This window comes from Lysinibacillus sp. OL1, assembly GCF_004332175.1.
Lineage (GTDB): Bacteria > Bacillota > Bacilli > Bacillales_A > Planococcaceae > Lysinibacillus > Lysinibacillus capsici.
The window spans coordinates 50,046-66,693 of record NZ_SJDS01000009.1; the positions used below are offsets into that span (position 1 = coordinate 50,046).

A 16,648-nucleotide genomic window follows, 5' to 3' on the forward strand; every position below is an offset into this window, starting at 1 on the left:
GTTCACTCAACATCTTACCTATTCTACCATAACAGTTCCATTCACAATAACTAATATCCTATCTAATCTAAATCTCTTCAAGAAATATAAAAAGGCTACCCCTATTACGTTTAAGCAATAGAAATAGCCATAACTTATTGGTTAGACAGTTTCAGATTCTTTTGAATGTACTCGCTTCATGAAGTCATTAACATCAGCAGGAACTTTGCGATCTATTAAAGACACGATAATAACAGATAAGAAGCCCACAGGCACTGTCACAATACCCGGAATTTTAAACTGCAAGAAGCTTGGTAACGTTCCTGGTAAAAAGATCATCCACATAGACACGCCAAGTCCTATTAATAATCCTGCAATGGCTCCTTTCTCTGTCATGCCTCTCCACCAAATACCTAAAATAAATATTGGGGTAAATGTACTTGCAGCGACAGTAAAGGCGAGCGCCACTAAATGGCCAATGGATGCATCCTTTACAAGTAAGCCCAATGCTCCATATAAAATACCTAATATTACAATAGCCACTTTCCCAGCAATAACTCGTTGTTTTTGTGTAATATCCTTTTTCATGATATTGGCATATAAATCATGAGCTAGTGCACCCGAGCTTGTAATAAACAATCCTGAAAGATTGGAGAAAATAGCTGCAAATGCTCCTGCTATAACTAATCCAAGTAGCCATTTGCCACCTAGTGCAAGGGCTGTAGTAGGAATGACCATATTATTCCCACCCAGCACTAAATCACGCATAACTTCCTCACTAGCTGTCCCAGAAATGAAAATAGATCGACCTACAACACCTAAATAAACAGCTAACAAGAAGAACGCGCTTGCAATCCCAATGGCCATGAGTGCAGATTTACGGGCTGCTTTAGCACTTGGATTTGTATAAAAACGCAATAATATATGTGGAAGTCCAATTGTTCCTAGTGCTAACCCAATCGTCATACTAATTGTTTGCCAGAACGTTGGGAAATAGAAGCCTGTGCCTGTCCAAGCAGCACCATCAAAATTGATATCATTGCCATCTAGGGCATACGGTGAAGTGCCAGTGATCGGACCACTAAATGAATGGATGGCTGCTAAAATTTTATCATAATGTAAACCGCCATAAACTGCTGCAATTAACATCACGATAAACGCACCTAGACGAATCCACAACTCTAATGCTTGGTTGATGGTTGTTCCTTTCATACCACCAATACCTACATAAAAAATCATAACAACACAAGTAAATATAATGCCGAATTCATAAGAAGTACCAAAAAACATACTTAAAATTTGTGCGGCACCTAATAATTGTGGAGCTGCATAAAAGCCAGAAATTGCTAAAACCACCGCTACCGCTACAAGCCGTGCTCGTCTACTATGAAAACGATAGCCTAAAAAATCTGCAACGGTAAATGCACCGAAGCGTCTTAAAGGACCTGCCACAAAAATCGCTAATAATGTTAACCCAATGGAAAAGCAAAAAGCATAATAAGCACCATCATATCCAAGTTGAAATGTTAACCCTGCGATGCCCAGAAATGTTGCTGCACTTAAGTAATCCCCACCAATGGCAGAACCATTTGTAAACCATCCGAAGCTTCGGCCACCTACAAAGAAATCCGATGCTGTTGCATTTCTTTTTGTTAAATACGTAATGTATACAATTGTCCCCATTAAAGCAATGGTCATTAACATCTTTGGTTCTAATAGAGCTTCCATCATTCAACATTTCCCCCTTTGTTCCAACTACTTATTTGCTATATCGTATTTTTTTAGACGTTTCTCGTACATGGCTGTATGAACATATGCAATAATAAATGCCATAGCCATCATTACAATCGTTGTCACAAACCATGTGACTGTCATACCACCCCAGATTTTCTTAAACGCAAATGCTGGCGCAAACCAATTCATAACAGGGATACTAAAAATCAAAATAAAGTAAAATATCGATAAACCTAAACCTGTTGTAAATTCATCTTTCATAATTTTGTTTGTTGTTGCATCTAAAGGTGGTAGATCTTTCACATCAATTGTTCCTGCTTCTACATAGTCATAATCATGACTGCCTACTTCCGCCATAAGCCAACTCCCCCTTTTCTGATAAGTAAATAATTATCTGAAATTTCAAATTATTATTCACTACAATTATTCTATTCTATTTCAACTTCAATATAGATATAAAATATTGCTGTATTAGTACAAAAAATTGCTATTTTAAGTTAAAATATTTTTATCTTTTTATTCGTAGGGGGCTGGTAGCATTTTAAAGGTGGTATGGTATATGGAAAGCTCATTTGACAAGCTGCAGATGAGTGAATGGTTAAAAGAGGTTTTACCAAACGCTTTAGAGGAATGTAAAGTGCCAAAGCCAGAAGATGAGGTCATTATTGTCTATGAAGTCAATCGGTTATTTGACTGGGTAAAAATTAATCGATTAAAAAGAAACTATCCTAATAGTATTATTGTCCCGTTTGTTACAGAACACCTTACCTACTCGACTGGTATAGCAATTGAATTAGCTTTACCTGCACTTCTCATAAAACCATTACAAAAATCAAAATTTTTACGAATCGTAAAAAAACTGTATACGTCCTATCAGGAAAAAAAGGCGAGTACGCTTACAATACTTGAGCTATCACAACAAGTGTCCCAACAACATACCTCTCCATTTAGGGAAGCATTTTTAAAACGCCTGATCCGTGGAGAAATTGACAATGAACAAGAAATAATACAATCTGCTTCATTTTTATCGACAAGCTGTATTCCTAATATTGTATTTTTAATTCAAGGCTATATTGATGGGGATAATAAGAGAGCTGTCCCACACGATGCAAGTAGTCGTATTACAACTGTTTTTCGTCAGCACTTTGCGGAGAAGGCCTCATTATCCTTTTTACATTTTGAACGCTATTTATTACTTCTCATGCGAATTCCTACTGCTTATAACTCTTTCAAACATTGGACTGAGGGTGAAGCCTGTTTATTAGAGGTTATCGAGACCCTAAAAAGGGATTGTTCTATTCATCTTTTTATGGGAGTTGGAGGTGTATTTCAGGATGCTATGCAAGTGAAGGAATCCTATAGCCAGGCTAGAAAAGCACGTAGAAAACCACCTATCCATAATATACACATCCGATATTACGAAGATTTAACAAAGCATGAGCAGCTGCAAAAAGCTATTCAGTATATTGAAGAACATTACGACGAACAACTGACCATTCGTGATGTTGCAAAATATATTAACTTTAGCCCAACTCATTTTAGTAGACTATTTAAAAAAGAAACAGGTCGCAATTTTGTTGACTATGTTGCTTATACACGCATTATCAAAACCTTACCTTTTTTACGCAAGTACGACTACACCATAGAAAAAATCTCCTCCACCTGTGGCTTCAATACACCAAATTACTATAGCTTAACTTTTAAAAAATATGTAGGGATCTCTCCAACAGACTATCGCAATACGACAGAAATTTTATTTAAATAATGGAAAAGAATCTGCAAAACTTCCATGAAAAAAGCAAGCCTCCAACAAGGAGACTTGCACATCCTCTACATTTAAATGCAGATTCTTGTTATTTATAGATTAAACGTAATACTTTTCTACAACTTCTGCACAGCGAGCACATACTGTAGGTTGTGCTTCATTTGAACCAACTGTTTCAGAAATTGACCAGCAACGCTCACATTTCTCACCTGTAGCCTTCTCAACAACAATGGAAACATGCTCAAGTGCTAAAGCTTCAGCAGGTGCCTCCTCGATAGCAGCTACCTCAAAAGCTGAAACGATGGAAAGTTGTGCAAAGTCAATGTTGGCATCGTTCAATAATGCGACAACATCTTCTTTCGCGTAGACAGTGACTTTTGCTTCAAGTGATTTACCAATTGTTTTCGCATTACGTGCTTCCTCTAATGCTTTTAAAATATCATCGCGTACATCAATAATTTTTTCCCATTTTGTACGTAGGCTGTCAAAATTCGCTTGAACATCTACCTCTGGGAAATCTGTTAATTGAACAGAAACTTCTTCTACAATACCTTGAACATGTAAATAAGACCACATTTCATCCGTTGTATGTGGGATAATTGGTGTCATGATTTTTACTAATGTCATCAATGTATCATAAATAACTGTTTGCATCGCACGACGATCCTTATTGTCATGACCCTCGATATAGACTACGTCTTTGGCAATATCAAGATAGAATGAAGATAACTCTACAGCAACGAAATTATTGACTACATGATAGACAGCAGCAAAATCATAGCGATCATAGGCAGCACGCACAGTTTTTAAGACATCCTGTAAGCGCATATACACATATTGATCCATTTCACGAAGCTCAGCATAACTTACACGATCTTTCGTAGGATCGAAATCAGCAATATTGCCGTGCAAGAAACGGAAAGTATTACGAATTTTACGATACACCTCAGATACTTGCTTTAACATATCCATAGAGATGCGCACATCTGCTGTATAATCAACAGAAGCAACCCATAAACGAAGTATGTCTGCTCCATACTGATCCATTACTTTTTGCGGAATAATCACATTCCCTAAAGATTTACTCATTTTACGTCCTTCACCATCAAGTACAAAACCATGTGTTAAAAGTCCTTTGTATGGTGCATAGCCGTTAATAGCTACAGATGTAATAAGAGAGGAATTAAACCAACCACGATGTTGGTCAGAACCCTCTAAATAGAGATCAGCTGGATATTTCATACCACGTTCTACTAGTACACCTTGGTGTGATGAACCGGAATCAAACCATACATCCATAATATCATTTTCTTTTGTAAATTCGCCGTTCGGGCTACCTGGATGTGTAAAGCCTTCTGGTAATAACTCTTTTGCTGTTTTTTGGAACCAAATATTTGATCCATTCTCACGGAATAATGCTGAGACATGACTAATTGTTTGAGGTGTAATAATAGGTTCACCATTTTCAGCATAGAAAATCGGAATCGGCACACCCCACGCACGTTGACGTGAAATTACCCAGTCTCCACGATCACGAATCATATTATAAAGACGAGTTTCTCCCCAAGCTGGTGTAAATGCTGTTGCTTTTACAGCCTCTAATAACTCCCCACGGAATGCTTCAACAGATGCAAACCATTGTGGTGTCGCACGATAAATAACAGGCTTTTTCGTACGCCAGTCATGTGGATAGGAGTGCGTAAAGAAATCAAGCTTTTCTAACGCTCCTACTTCTTTTAGTTTTTCTGTGACGAGTTTATTTGCATCATTATAAAACACGCCTTCAAAACCAGGTGCTTCATCTGTATAACAGCCACTATTATCAAGAGGGCTAAGAATACCTAAACCATACTGTTTACCAATATGATAATCGTCTTCACCATGCCCTGGGGCTGTATGAACACAACCTGTACCCGCTTCAGCAGTTACGTGTTCACCTACCATAATAAGCGATTCACGATCGTAGAATGGATGTTGTGCTACAATACGATCTAATGCCTCTCCTTTTACCTCTTGGACAACCTCATAGTCTACCCATCCAAGCGTAGTTGCCACTGACTCTAATAACTCTTTGGCAATGATGAATTTTTTATTAGCCACTGCAACTACTACATAGATAAATTCAGGATTCAAAGAAATCCCTAAGTTTGCTGGTAATGTCCATGGTGTTGTTGTCCAAATGATAAATTTAGCATCTGCTGGAACAACACCCTTCGCATCCTTAATTGCAAAGCTTACATAAATGGATGGAGATTTGATGTCCTTATATTCAATTTCAGCTTCCGCCAAAGCAGATTCAGAAGAAGGAGACCAATAAACCGGCTTTAACCCTTTATAGATATAACCTTTTTCCGCCATTTTACCGAATACTTCAATTTGACGAGCTTCAAACTCAGGCTTTAATGTAATATATGGATTTTCCCAATCACCTCGAATGCCTAGACGGCGGAATTGGGCACGTTGATTGTCAATTTGCTCATAAGCATACTCTTCACAAAGTTGGCGGAATGCTGCTACTGACATCTCTTTGCGTTTTACACCTTTGTTAGTCAATGCTTGCTCAATTGGTAAACCATGTGTATCCCAACCTGGAATATAATTGACATGGTAGCCAGTCATGGAGCGATGACGTGTAATCATATCCTTCAATACTTTATTTAGAGCATGGCCGATATGGATATCACCATTTGCATAGGGAGGACCATCATGTAGAACAAATTCTGGTCGACCTTCCGTACGTTCCATCTGTAATTTGTTAATATCCATGCCATTCCATTTTTCTTGCATTTTTGGCTCATTTGCCGGTAAATTTCCACGCATTGGGAAATCTGTTTTTGGCATTAATAAAGTATCTTTGTATTCAACCATTAAAATTCCTCCTTTATTTTACACAAACAAGTAGACATTTTTCTCATAAGACAGTTATTGGCAAACTTATCTAAAACGATTCGGAAACAAACAAAAAAAGCCCTCAATCCCACTAAGGGACGAGAAGCTTCTACTCGCGGTACCACCCTAATTGTAGTACAAAAAATTGCACTACCTCTTAAAAGCACGTTTAACGTCGTGCATCACGAAATAACCTACTTTTTTCAGTTATTTAGCTCAGAAGTGATGTTCAATGCTAGTTGTATGTTTGGGCTCTCACTGTCCCCAAATCGCTTAACAACGCCTAACAAATACTGTCTTCGTCTCTGCTTTTATGCATATCTGTTCAAAATAATTACTATTACAAAGTATATGAAATTCAAACAATCGCGTCAAGTTTCATTTGTCAATTACAGCAATTAAAAAGAAAAGTTAAATATCCTCAGAATCCTGTGCTTCTTCAACAGATGCTTGAATTTCTGTTAAATCGATATCATATTGCAGCAAATGATCCCAGTCATCTGCATTAAGTAAATCCAGCTGTGCTTCTACAAGCATCTTGAAACGATTACGAAATACCTTAGATTGCTTTTTAAGCTCATCAATTTCAATCGTCACCTTACGAGCCTTCGTCAAAGCTTCATTGACAATTCGATCAGCATTTTTTTCAGCTTCTTTTACAATGAGTTTTGCCTCTTTTTGAGAATTTCTTCTCACTTCATCAGCCGCTTCTTGTGCAACGACAATAGACTTCTGCAAAGTTTCTTCTAAGGAGTTGAAATGTCTCGCTTGTTCTAAAGCCATCTCTAATTGCTTATCAACCTCTTTTTTTTCACGAAGCAGAATTTCATAGTCTTTAATAATCTGATCTAAAAATTCATTTACTTCATCTTCAGCATAACCTCTGAAGGCTTTTGTAAACTCCTTATTATGTATATCAATAGGTGATAATGGCATACAATCCTTCTCTCCTTTACATGTACATTCGTAATTTCTATTATACAATTGTTCCGACAACTTAGCAGTAAAAATTAATGAAATTTACTTCACTTTCAGCTTTTTTGGGCCAATCGACCGACTTGAAGACGGATTTTATCTTTTTTAGTTCGGCCTTCAGTCATAATAATTTTCACCCGTCCACTTCCACGTATCGATAAAATATCTCCCTCCTGTAATTCAAAAGCAACTGTATCTCTTTCTGTCCAATTTACACGAACTTTTTTTCCAGTTATTAAAGCTTGAGCTTTTTGGCGTGATACATTTAATACAGTCGCAATAATTACATCTAAGCGCATGGAAGATACTGTATGAGATTCCTCCAACCATTCTTCCTCATTTACAATAAGGGAATCCGCTTCTTTTAAAGACTCAATATGCACCTTAACTTTACCAATACCTGTTAAATGTAACCGAACATATTCTGCTACCTCTTGGGCTACAACGAATTGCACCTGCTGATCATTTACCCGAATATCACCAAACTTGCCACGGTTTAAACCTAATGAAAGCAACGCACCTAAAACATCAGGATGTCGTAATTGGACAAATTTCACTGGATATTGAATCGTAAATGCCACTAACTGAAAGTCCTCCTCTATCACTTCATAGTAAGTAGGAAAAATAAGCATACGCTGCCTCTCCGCCTCTTCAAATAAACCTGTGCATGCAGTTTTTAGCGTATCATCTTGCCCGATAATCGATGTCACAATAAAACGCTGTCTTGGATCAAGAAAATCTGTCAGCTTAGGCGCATAACGATCTTCAACCTCACGCTGCCAGCTTATTACCTGTTCAATAAAGGGCTGTTCATCTTTTCGAAAATGCTGGATTAAGTGTTCCATCTTGTTGTCTCCTCTTTCACTAGTTCCTGTTTGCTTTGTTAGTTGGAAACTTAGTATTCCCAATTCATAACGTTTGGACGTCATTGTTTTAAAATTTTTTATTAGTCGCTTTGTAGCGAGGATAATTAAAATAAATAAAAAATCCCCACCAAAAAGTGAGGATTTATTTCTAAGCGAACATAAAATATATTTTCTGAATGACTATATAAAGCCCTCTTTCTATAAAATTCAGCATAAAGATGGCTACAATTGGCGAAATATCAATCATACCAAGAGGCGGAATGAATTTCCTGAAAATCCCCAAATATGGCTCACAAACTTTTTCAAGCATGCGACCAATTGCTGAATTTTGAGCGGCAGGCACCCAAGACATTAAGATATATGCAATTAGCATGAATGAGTAAATCTTAAATGCTAATGATACATAACCAAGTATAATAAAAAAAGTCATATAAACTACAATCCTCGCTATTAATTATCGTCTAAAATAAAGTTTGTAATTTCACCAGACACTTCTACATTATCTGGCGTACAAAGGAAGATATCTTTACCAATGCGTTGAATATCTCCAGCAAGAGCATAGACTGTGCCACTTAAAAAATCAATAATGCGTTTGCCTTGCTCTCTTTCGATACGTTGCAAATTGACAATTGTTGCACGTTTATTTTTTAAATGCTCTGCGATATCTTGTGCTTCTGCATAAACTCTCGGTTCTATTAAAACAACTTTTGCTCCCTTAGAACTCATAGCTGCCTGCAAACTGACAATGTTATTAGGAGTTGCTGTGCTTTGTGGCATGATTTCATGAATAGGTGCTTTGCGTTCTTTCATCGTTTTTTTTGGCTTAATTGGATGAATCGGTTGCTGTTGTTGTATGGGTTGTTGTTGCTGAATAGGAGCTTGCGTGATTTCTTCTTCTAATTCTTCTTCAAGGTAAAAGAAGTTTTTAATCTTATTTTTCATGCTCATCCTGTTCCCCTCTTTCATTTCCAACAAGAGCCGTTCCGACTCGAACAAAAGTAGCCCCTTCCTCTACCGCAATTTCAAAGTCATTAGACATGCCCATTGATAACTCGGTACAAGGTGCGTGTGCGAATCCTTGCTCGGCTATTTGCTGTTGACATTGTTTTAATTGCTTGAAAACAGAGCGAATAATTGCTTCGTTTTCGGTGTTTGGTGCCATAGTCATTAAACCTACAACTTGAATCTTCGTAAAACCTTTTAATGCTTCTACAAAAGGCAAAACTTCTTCGATAGTTAAACCATGTTTTGATTCTTCACCAGAAATATTTACTTGTACAAAACATTTAACAGGTTGTTCGGCTCTTTTTTCAATTTCTTCTGCCAAACTCAAACGATCTAAGGAGTGTAAATAATCAATGCTGTTAATCACTTGTTTTACTTTACGTGTTTGAAGCGACCCAATGTAATGCCAATGAACATCAGCATGTATCTCAGTAATTTTACGATGTAAGCCCTCTGGTCTGTTTTCTCCTAAATGAGTGAGCCCTGCTTCAATTGCTTCTTGTGTTCTTTCAACAGAAACTTCCTTCGTCACGGCAATTATTTGGACTTTTTCGCCCTCACGATTCCCTTTTTTTTCTGCTGCTGTTATTAAATCATTTAGTTTGTTTAAATTTGTTAAGATTTTTGTCACTGTTTTTCCCAACTTTACAACAATAGTTTCTTTTATTGTAACAAGCAATGCTTGATTTATCAATGAATAGCCTGACCTATGTCAGCATACAATTCTCACAATTTTAATGTGCGTATGTCTTAGGAAAGGGCTTTGACTAAAATGACATCCTTACCAACAACAAGCACATCCTTCATATACACTTTTCTCACAGACTCTTCACCTTTAAAAAAACCAAGATATTTGCGAGGCTCTGCAATCAAAAATGCTGTCACATAGCCTGTTTCTTTTGATACTTCAGCATCTATTACAAAGCCTATAAATCGTCCATTTCCTGCTTCAATGACTTCTTTTTGTTGTAACATCGAAAAACGCAATGACATACCTCCTCTATTGTTTACTTTCGTATAAACATTTCTACTACCATTAAACTTTGCTGTTACTTTATATTTATGTATCATTTGTTCATTGAATGAAGATAAAATGCGCACCGAATTATACGATGCGCATTTTTTTATTTGTAATCTTTTTGCATTGTTTCAATTGCATTTTTTTCAAGACGTGATATTTGTGCTTGAGAAATCCCAAGTTCTTTGGCAATCTCAGTTTGGGTCTCTCCATAATAAAATCGTTTGGCAACGATCATTTGCTGACGTTCATCTAGCTTTTGCAAGCTTTCCTTTACCGACACATAGGCAACCCATTGATCCTCTGATACATCATCATCACGTAATTGGTCCATCATATAAACGGCATCTCCGCCATCTGAATAAATGGGTTCCTGTAATGAAACTGGATCTTGAATGGCATCTAAAGCAAATAAAACGTCTTCCTTTTTCATGTCAATCATCTCGGCAATTTCTTCAATCGTTGGTTCTCGCAAATTATCGGTTATCCATTGCTCTTTTGCCTGCATTGCCTTATAAGCTATATCTCTTAGAGAGCGAGATACACGTAATGCATGATGATCACGCAGATGGCGACGAATTTCACCAATAATCATTGGTACAGCATATGTCGAAAATCTTACATTATGCTTTAAATCAAAATGATCAATGGCTTTCATGAGGCCAATACAGCCAACTTGAAATAAATCATCTGCCTGTTCACCTCTATAGGCAAATCTACCGACAATACTAAGCACTAACCTTAAATTGCACATCACAAGCTCTTCTCTAATCTCTGTTTCTCCAGCTTGCAATCGGATGAAGAGTTCCTTCATTTCCTCGTGCTTTAGAATTGGCAAAGTCGATGTATCTAAGCCGCAAAGATCTACTTTTGTTCGCATATTCGATTCCTCCGGATGTTATTCTCTGACTAAACCGTGACATCAGTTTGTCCGAGAGAAACAAGAATATGCACAAAAGCTGCGACCAATTTTAGGTAGGATAAATTTCCCTTTCTAAGAAATTGGTTGATTTAAATTTTCACGTAAATCTTGAATAATTTTCTTTTCTAAACGGGAAATATATGATTGCGATATGCCTAAATGATCTGCAACTTCTTTTTGTGTCATTTCAACTTTTCCATTGAGACCAAAGCGACATTCCATAATATAACGTTCACGCGCACCTAGTAAATTAATAGCGTGGAACATATGCTGACGTTCAATTTTTTTCTCTACATTATCTAAAATAATATGCTCTTCTGTTCCTAAAATATCTGACAGTAATAATTCATTTCCATCTGCATCAGAATTTAATGGTTCATCTAAGGATACTTCACCCTTCATACGACTTGTTTTTCGTAAATGCATTAAAATTTCATTTTCAATACAGCGTGATGCGTATGTTGCAAGCTTAATATTTTTATCCGTATTGAACGTCTCAATTGCCTTTATTAAACCAATGGAGCCAATACTGATTAAGTCTTCGATTGGCGTTCCCGTATTATCAAAACGTCTAGCAATATAAACAACAAGACGTAAATTACGTTCAATTAGTGTGTCTCTAGCTCGTAAATCACCATTCATAAAGGATGCAATGACTGTAACTTCTTCTTCTCGACTTAATGGCACTGGCAATGAATCATTTCCCCCTATATAGTACGTTTCACGACTCCGAAACTTACTCCATAATTTTTTCAAGCTAGCAAGTAGCCTAAGAAGCAATAGTTCTCCCCCTCTATGAGTTATTTGAAAGCGCTGAAAAATGTAAAATTGCTGCTGTGCTATGTGGAAAATTTTTAGCTTTTTTGGTTAATACGATATATTCATTCATTTTCACTTGCGAAGGCTCCCCCTTTATATGCCACTCATCAAAGCGAAAACCAAGGACAACGGTTTGCTGCTGTACTGTATTGACATGAATAAATCGTATATAACGCTGATAATCTTCTGAAAACATAGATACATTGTACGGATCTGTTTCTTGCCATTTCATTAATGATTCCCGGAACGCTGAAGGTAAATGTGGTCTCAAAGCAGTATAGGAAACAAAATGAACCGGCTTTCCTGATAATGGCTCAATGGCTTGATTTCCTGTATCTACAAAGGCAGAAAGTGGTATTTTTGCCCCAAAGATTGTTAAAGTTGTATCAAATACAAATTGACCACTTAAGCGTTCTAGCTTTACAAAACCCCATTGCTTATAAAATGCAATAAGATTTAAAACTGCAAGCAAAAAGCAAATCATAATGAAATGGGTGGCAGAAAGATTTTTTAAAAAAGGTTGTAGCGCTGTTAACAATCCGCCAATGACGATCGTTGCTGTTAATACAATCGGTCCTTGCTTCTGAAAGCTTCGAATCTTAAAGTGAAACGCTATACCAATTAACAATATAAAACTCAGAATTGTCGTCCACAGCATTTGACCGCCAATGACAGCTACAAAACTACTACAAATAGAACTCATTAATAATCTTGAATTTTTTACAAGGACTCCTGTTACTCTTGCCGTAAACGTGAGTATCGCTAGATTAAAAAGCGTATTAATGAGCACCAGCCATTCTCCATACATAACAGCCGCCTCCTACTTACAAAGTTAGCACGTTACTCCCACAAATATTGTCAAACAATCGCATCATTTCCTAAAAATGTTTTGACAAAAAACATGGTTTCCTTACACATTCGAACATCATGGCAGTCAATATAAAAAGCTCGTATTTTACATATGTAAAATACGAGCTTTTTAGAAGTTAATTAACCACGATTTTTGCGGTTACGTAAAAATGCCGGAACCTCAAGCATGTCATCCTGTGCATAATTTTGCTGATTTTGACGTGGCTGCTCATGTTGAACATGCATTTCTTGTCGTTGTTCACGAATAGGTGCTTGTTGCTGTGGAGCAGATTGTCTGTTCATGTTAAGTGTTGGTTTTGCTGTAGGTCGTTGTTGCTGTAAAGCTTCCTCGGTGAAGCCTGTCGCAATAACTGTAACAATAATTTCATCTTTAAGATTTTCATTAATTACAGAACCGAAAATCATATTTACCTCTTCATCTGATGCAGAAGCTACGATATCTGCTGCTTCTTGTACTTCAAATAAGCTAAGATTTGAACCACCTGTAATGTTCATAAGAACACCTTTAGCGCCATCAATGGATGATTCAAGCAATGGACTTGAAATAGCTTTCTTTGCAGCCTCAGAAGCTCGGTTTTCCCCTGTTGCAATACCAATTCCCATTAAAGCTGAACCTTTGTTGGACATAATCGTTTTCACGTCTGCAAAGTCTAAGTTAATAAGACCAGGTGTAGCAATTAAATCTGAAATACCTTGTACACCTTGACGTAATACATTATCGGCTTCTCTAAAGGCTTCTAACATCGGTGTTGATTTATCAACTATTTGTAGTAGCTTGTCGTTTGGTATCACAATCAGTGTATCTACTGCTTCTTTCATACCGCCAATTCCACCGATTGCTTGTGTTTGACGTTTACGACCTTCAAAAGTAAATGGACGAGTGACAACACCTACTGTTAGGGCTCCCAATTCACGTGCAATTTGTGCAATCACTGGAGCTGCTCCAGTACCCGTTCCGCCGCCCATACCAGCAGTCACGAATACCATATCGGCGCCTCTTAAAACCTCTTCTAACTGTTCTCTGCTCTCTTCAGCAGCTTTTTTTCCTACTTCTGGATTTGCACCTGCACCTAATCCACGCGTTAATTTAGCCCCAATTTGTAGCCTTACTTCCGCTTTGGATAAATTTAATGCCTGTGCATCCGTGTTAACTGCGATAAAGTCAACACCCTGTACACCATGTTCTATCATTCGATTGACAGCGTTGTTACCGCCGCCACCAACACCTATGACCTTTATTACTGCAAGTTCGTCAACACTTGTATCAAATTCTAACATCTCTTTTTCCTCCCACGGTAACTCGACTCTGTATCATTCATTACGCATTCTAGTTAATCAAAAAACTTATCAAATAATTTTTTTGCTCTCCCAATTACGCTTTCTTTTGGTTCTGAAGGTGCAGAATACTCTTGCTTTTTGCTTATAGCTGGTTGAGCCCCTACAACTGCATATTCAACAGGCTGCGTATTCGTACTTTTACCGTAAAAATCATCTTCTAAATAGGCGTAACGAATAAGTCCAACTGCCGTCGCAAATGAAGGCTCTCTAACACCGATATAATCGGGTGTATAGATTCTAACACGCGTTTGTAGAATTTGACGTGCTAATTGGGCAATCCCCTCAAGCTTTGCAACACCACCAGTTAAAACTACACCGCCTGGTAAATCTCTAACACCTAAACGTGCTAATTCATCTATAACTAACTCTAGTAATTCTTCTAATCTAGCACCGATAATCTCCGATATATAGCGTTGGCTGTACTGATCAGTAGAATCTGTACCCACGACAGGCACTTCAAAGAGTTCATCATCTGATGCGTCATCATAAAAGGCATGTCCAAACTGGTGTTTAATTTGTTCTGCTTGTTCTGTTGGTGTTTTTAAAACGATTGAAATATCTTTCGTTATATGATCACCACCAACTGGTATGACACCCGTATGCGTTAATAATCCCTCTTCAAAAACTGCAATTGTTGTAGATCCGCCACCTAAGTCAATGAAGGCAGTTCCTTGGTTTTTTTCATCTTCTGTTAATGCAAAGTAGCCTGATGCTAATGGCTGCAAATATATTTCTCGTATACTTAAACCCGCTCGCTCAACACAGCGAAGAACATTGTGTAAAAGCGTTTTGGATGTCGTTATCATTGTTGCATCCATTTCAAGACGGATGCCAATCATACCACGAGGATCTTTAATTTCATCAAGGTTGTCCACAATAAACTGTCTTGGAATGATGTTAACTAATTCACGTTCAGGAGGTATTGACATGACTTGTGCAGATTCTACCACTCTGTCTAAATCATCATCTGTAATTTCTCTATTTTCACTATTTACAGCGACAACACCTTTAACTAGCTGTAACATCGTCTGGTTAGCTGGAACGCCTAAAACGACTTCATGGATTTGATAACCAGTCATTCGTTCGGCCTGTTCTATTGCTTTTCGAATAGATTGTACTGTTGCGTCAATATCAACAATCGCACCTTTTCGAACTCCATTCGACTTTACATTTCCGACGCCAATTACATGTAATTGCCCGTCACTCATTTCACCTATTAATACCTTGACAGAGGAGGACCCAATATCAAGGGAAATGTATAAATCTTGCTGATTCAATTCGCTGCACCTCCTTGAAAAATGCTCTTGTTTTCATTCTATTGTAAACTTCGCATAATGTCTAAGCAAATCGAGTATTTTGGTCAATTTTTCTCTCATTCTATGGAAGTTTTTTTCCGCTTGTGACGTTTCTCATCTAACCGAGTTAGTAATATACGCCTAATGATTGCTATATTTTGGAATAAACGTACTCCGAAAGCGAAAATCGCTGCTAAATACAAATCTATCCCCAAATTCACTCCTATAAAAGCTAATCCTGCTGCTAGAACTATATTAAAAAAGAATCCTGATACAAAAACTTTATCATCGTAAACTTGCTGTAATTGAGCACGAATACCTCCAAATAATGTATCTAAAGCTGCTAAAACAGCTATTGACAGATAATTTTCATACATAGAGGGGATTTGTATATTTGTTAACAAGCCAAGGGCAAGTCCAAATATCAAACCTAAAAATGGTAGCCACATATATTAATCTCCTTTTTTTACCTCTGCTAAATAATCATTTGTCAACGGCTGATCAAATGCTGGAAGTTGTAACTGTTCAATTGGTTCTTCAATTACTAAATTAAAATTGTCTAAATAAAATGAGTCTATAAATGTTGAGGCCAGCAAGGAATTATACATTTTTTGCGCTGCTTTATAATCGCTTGTCCCAACAAATATCTCAAATGAAGGCGAAGACAGTGGTATACTGTTTACCGTTGTCTTACCATTGATATCACGTATGGCTGTTGTTTGTACTACACGATTACCATCAATTGAGACATTAGTAGCATTGTTCTTAAAAAGGGTATTCAATAATTGAGTTAACAAATCAGGTGAAATCTCTTGAATTTCATAGCCCATTTCTATCAGTTCAGGTGCAGGTTCAACTCGAAGTACAACACCTGGCCCTATAACTTCTGTTAATCCTGCGTGCAGCTTTAAACGATTTAATGTTTCATTTAAGGCTGCTTGCTGATTTACTTTTTCAGATTGCTCATAGCGATCCACTACTTCATGAAGTGAGCGAATTTCTGCCAGTAGTGCGGAATGTCTTTGTTTTTCTTGTGCTAATTCCTCTCTTATTGCCCAAATATCTCGTGTATCTCGCTCAGCTGGTTTTTGTATGGTATTGTATTGTACCGCTATCATCAAACCGATAATAAATAGCACGATCGTTATTCGGGTGTACATATTTCTTTTCAAA

At 37.3% G+C, this 16,648-nt stretch carries 17 protein-coding genes and 1 other annotated feature; of the genes, 1 reads left to right on the forward strand and 16 read right to left on the reverse strand.

The annotated features are described in order from the left end of the window. Nucleotides 1-141: 141 nt before the first annotated feature. Complete coding sequence (locus EW028_RS16170) at nt 142-1,710, reverse strand: sodium/solute symporter (protein ID WP_131521617.1); 1,569 nt, start codon at nt 1,708-1,710, stop codon at nt 142-144. Nucleotides 1,711-1,734: 24 nt separating this feature from the next. After that, complete coding sequence (locus EW028_RS16175; RefSeq protein WP_131521618.1) at nt 1,735-2,070, reverse strand: DUF485 domain-containing protein; 336 nt, start codon at nt 2,068-2,070, stop codon at nt 1,735-1,737. A 202-nt stretch (nt 2,071-2,272) separates the two neighbouring features. Here EW028_RS16175 and EW028_RS16180 point away from each other — a divergent pair, with 202 nt between their 5' ends. Next, a complete protein-coding gene (locus EW028_RS16180) occupies nt 2,273-3,478 on the forward strand; it encodes a helix-turn-helix transcriptional regulator (protein ID WP_131521619.1) in 1,206 nt (401 codons plus the stop codon). 99 nt (nt 3,479-3,577) lie between these two features. Here the strand turns inward: EW028_RS16180 and ileS are convergent, their stop codons facing one another. The 14 genes from ileS to EW028_RS16250 form a co-directional block, all read right to left on the reverse strand. Next, nucleotides 3,578-6,346, reverse strand: coding sequence for an isoleucine--tRNA ligase (ileS, locus tag EW028_RS16185; protein WP_131521620.1), 2,769 nt, complete (start codon nt 6,344-6,346; stop codon nt 3,578-3,580). Between the two features lie 112 nt (nt 6,347-6,458). After that, nucleotides 6,459-6,682: a binding site (T-box leader), on the reverse strand. Nucleotides 6,683-6,778: 96 nt separating this feature from the next. Continuing rightward, nucleotides 6,779-7,303 carry a DivIVA domain-containing protein gene (locus EW028_RS16190; RefSeq protein ID WP_131521621.1) on the reverse strand — a complete coding sequence of 175 codons (525 nt, stop codon included), beginning with the start codon at nt 7,301-7,303 and terminating at the stop codon, nt 6,779-6,781. Nucleotides 7,304-7,398: 95 nt separating this feature from the next. Further along, entirely contained in the window at nt 7,399-8,187 is a 789-nt protein-coding gene (locus EW028_RS16195) for a YlmH family RNA-binding protein (protein WP_131521622.1), read from the reverse strand. Between the two features lie 169 nt (nt 8,188-8,356). Next, nucleotides 8,357-8,638 carry a YggT family protein gene (locus EW028_RS16200; protein ID WP_004227322.1) on the reverse strand — a complete coding sequence of 94 codons (282 nt, stop codon included), beginning with the start codon at nt 8,636-8,638 and terminating at the stop codon, nt 8,357-8,359. Nucleotides 8,639-8,658: 20 nt separating this feature from the next. Then, nucleotides 8,659-9,156 (reverse strand): cell division protein SepF, encoded by a 498-nt coding sequence (locus EW028_RS16205; RefSeq protein ID WP_131521623.1) that lies wholly within the window; start codon nt 9,154-9,156, stop codon nt 8,659-8,661. Next, nucleotides 9,140-9,844 carry a YggS family pyridoxal phosphate-dependent enzyme gene (locus tag EW028_RS16210; protein ID WP_054549893.1) on the reverse strand — a complete coding sequence of 235 codons (705 nt, stop codon included), beginning with the start codon at nt 9,842-9,844 and terminating at the stop codon, nt 9,140-9,142. Before EW028_RS16210 ends, EW028_RS16205 begins: the two co-directional genes overlap by 17 nt. Nucleotides 9,845-9,963: 119 nt before the next feature. Beyond that, a complete protein-coding gene (locus tag EW028_RS16215; RefSeq protein WP_225340754.1) occupies nt 9,964-10,206 on the reverse strand; it encodes a PRC-barrel domain-containing protein in 243 nt (80 codons plus the stop codon). 131 nt (nt 10,207-10,337) lie between these two features. Next, nucleotides 10,338-11,111: an RNA polymerase sporulation sigma factor SigG gene (gene sigG, locus EW028_RS16220; RefSeq protein ID WP_004227313.1), complete on the reverse strand. Its 774-nt coding sequence runs from the start codon at nt 11,109-11,111 to the stop codon at nt 10,338-10,340. Between the two features lie 114 nt (nt 11,112-11,225). Further along, complete coding sequence (sigE, locus tag EW028_RS16225; protein WP_009373518.1) at nt 11,226-11,933, reverse strand: RNA polymerase sporulation sigma factor SigE; 708 nt, start codon at nt 11,931-11,933, stop codon at nt 11,226-11,228. A 13-nt stretch (nt 11,934-11,946) separates the two neighbouring features. Then, nucleotides 11,947-12,780 (reverse strand): sigma-E processing peptidase SpoIIGA, encoded by an 834-nt coding sequence (locus tag EW028_RS16230; protein ID WP_131521624.1) that lies wholly within the window; start codon nt 12,778-12,780, stop codon nt 11,947-11,949. 182 nt (nt 12,781-12,962) lie between these two features. Beyond that, nucleotides 12,963-14,120, reverse strand: coding sequence for a cell division protein FtsZ (gene ftsZ / locus EW028_RS16235; protein ID WP_004224858.1), 1,158 nt, complete (start codon nt 14,118-14,120; stop codon nt 12,963-12,965). 53 nt (nt 14,121-14,173) lie between these two features. Next, the gene (gene ftsA, locus EW028_RS16240) at nt 14,174-15,457 is read right to left on the reverse strand and encodes a cell division protein FtsA (RefSeq protein WP_004224856.1); all 1,284 of its coding nucleotides are present in this window, start codon (nt 15,455-15,457) and stop codon (nt 14,174-14,176) included. Nucleotides 15,458-15,552: 95 nt separating this feature from the next. Continuing rightward, nucleotides 15,553-15,924, reverse strand: coding sequence for a small basic family protein (locus EW028_RS16245; protein WP_004224852.1), 372 nt, complete (start codon nt 15,922-15,924; stop codon nt 15,553-15,555). Nucleotides 15,925-15,927: 3 nt separating this feature from the next. Next, nucleotides 15,928-16,647, reverse strand: a complete 720-nt coding sequence (locus tag EW028_RS16250; RefSeq protein ID WP_131521625.1) for a DUF881 domain-containing protein — start codon at nt 16,645-16,647, stop codon at nt 15,928-15,930. Nucleotide 16,648: the final 1 nt, after the last annotated feature.

Excerpts from the sequence above, each read along its gene's own strand:
- EW028_RS16215 (WP_225340754.1), bottom strand. The coding sequence starts at position 10,206 with ATGTCATTGCGTTTTTCGATGTTACAACAAAAAGAAGTCATTGAAGCA.
- sigG (WP_004227313.1), bottom strand. The coding sequence starts at position 11,111 with ATGCGAACAAAAGTAGATCTTTGCGGCTTAGATACATCGACTTTGCCA.
- EW028_RS16180 (WP_131521619.1), top strand. The coding sequence starts at position 2,273 with ATGGAAAGCTCATTTGACAAGCTGCAGATGAGTGAATGGTTAAAAGAG.
- EW028_RS16205 (WP_131521623.1), bottom strand. The coding sequence starts at position 9,156 with ATGAGCATGAAAAATAAGATTAAAAACTTCTTTTACCTTGAAGAAGAA.
- EW028_RS16230 (WP_131521624.1), bottom strand. The coding sequence starts at position 12,780 with ATGTATGGAGAATGGCTGGTGCTCATTAATACGCTTTTTAATCTAGCG.
- EW028_RS16175 (WP_131521618.1), bottom strand. The coding sequence starts at position 2,070 with ATGGCGGAAGTAGGCAGTCATGATTATGACTATGTAGAAGCAGGAACA.
- EW028_RS16170 (WP_131521617.1), bottom strand. The coding sequence starts at position 1,710 with ATGATGGAAGCTCTATTAGAACCAAAGATGTTAATGACCATTGCTTTA.
- EW028_RS16195 (WP_131521622.1), bottom strand. The coding sequence starts at position 8,187 with ATGGAACACTTAATCCAGCATTTTCGAAAAGATGAACAGCCCTTTATT.
- EW028_RS16200 (WP_004227322.1), bottom strand. The coding sequence starts at position 8,638 with ATGACTTTTTTTATTATACTTGGTTATGTATCATTAGCATTTAAGATT.
- EW028_RS16245 (WP_004224852.1), bottom strand. The coding sequence starts at position 15,924 with ATGTGGCTACCATTTTTAGGTTTGATATTTGGACTTGCCCTTGGCTTG.
- EW028_RS16190 (WP_131521621.1), bottom strand. The coding sequence starts at position 7,303 with ATGCCATTATCACCTATTGATATACATAATAAGGAGTTTACAAAAGCC.
- ftsZ (WP_004224858.1), bottom strand. The coding sequence starts at position 14,120 with ATGTTAGAATTTGATACAAGTGTTGACGAACTTGCAGTAATAAAGGTC.
- ileS (WP_131521620.1), bottom strand. The coding sequence starts at position 6,346 with ATGGTTGAATACAAAGATACTTTATTAATGCCAAAAACAGATTTCCCA.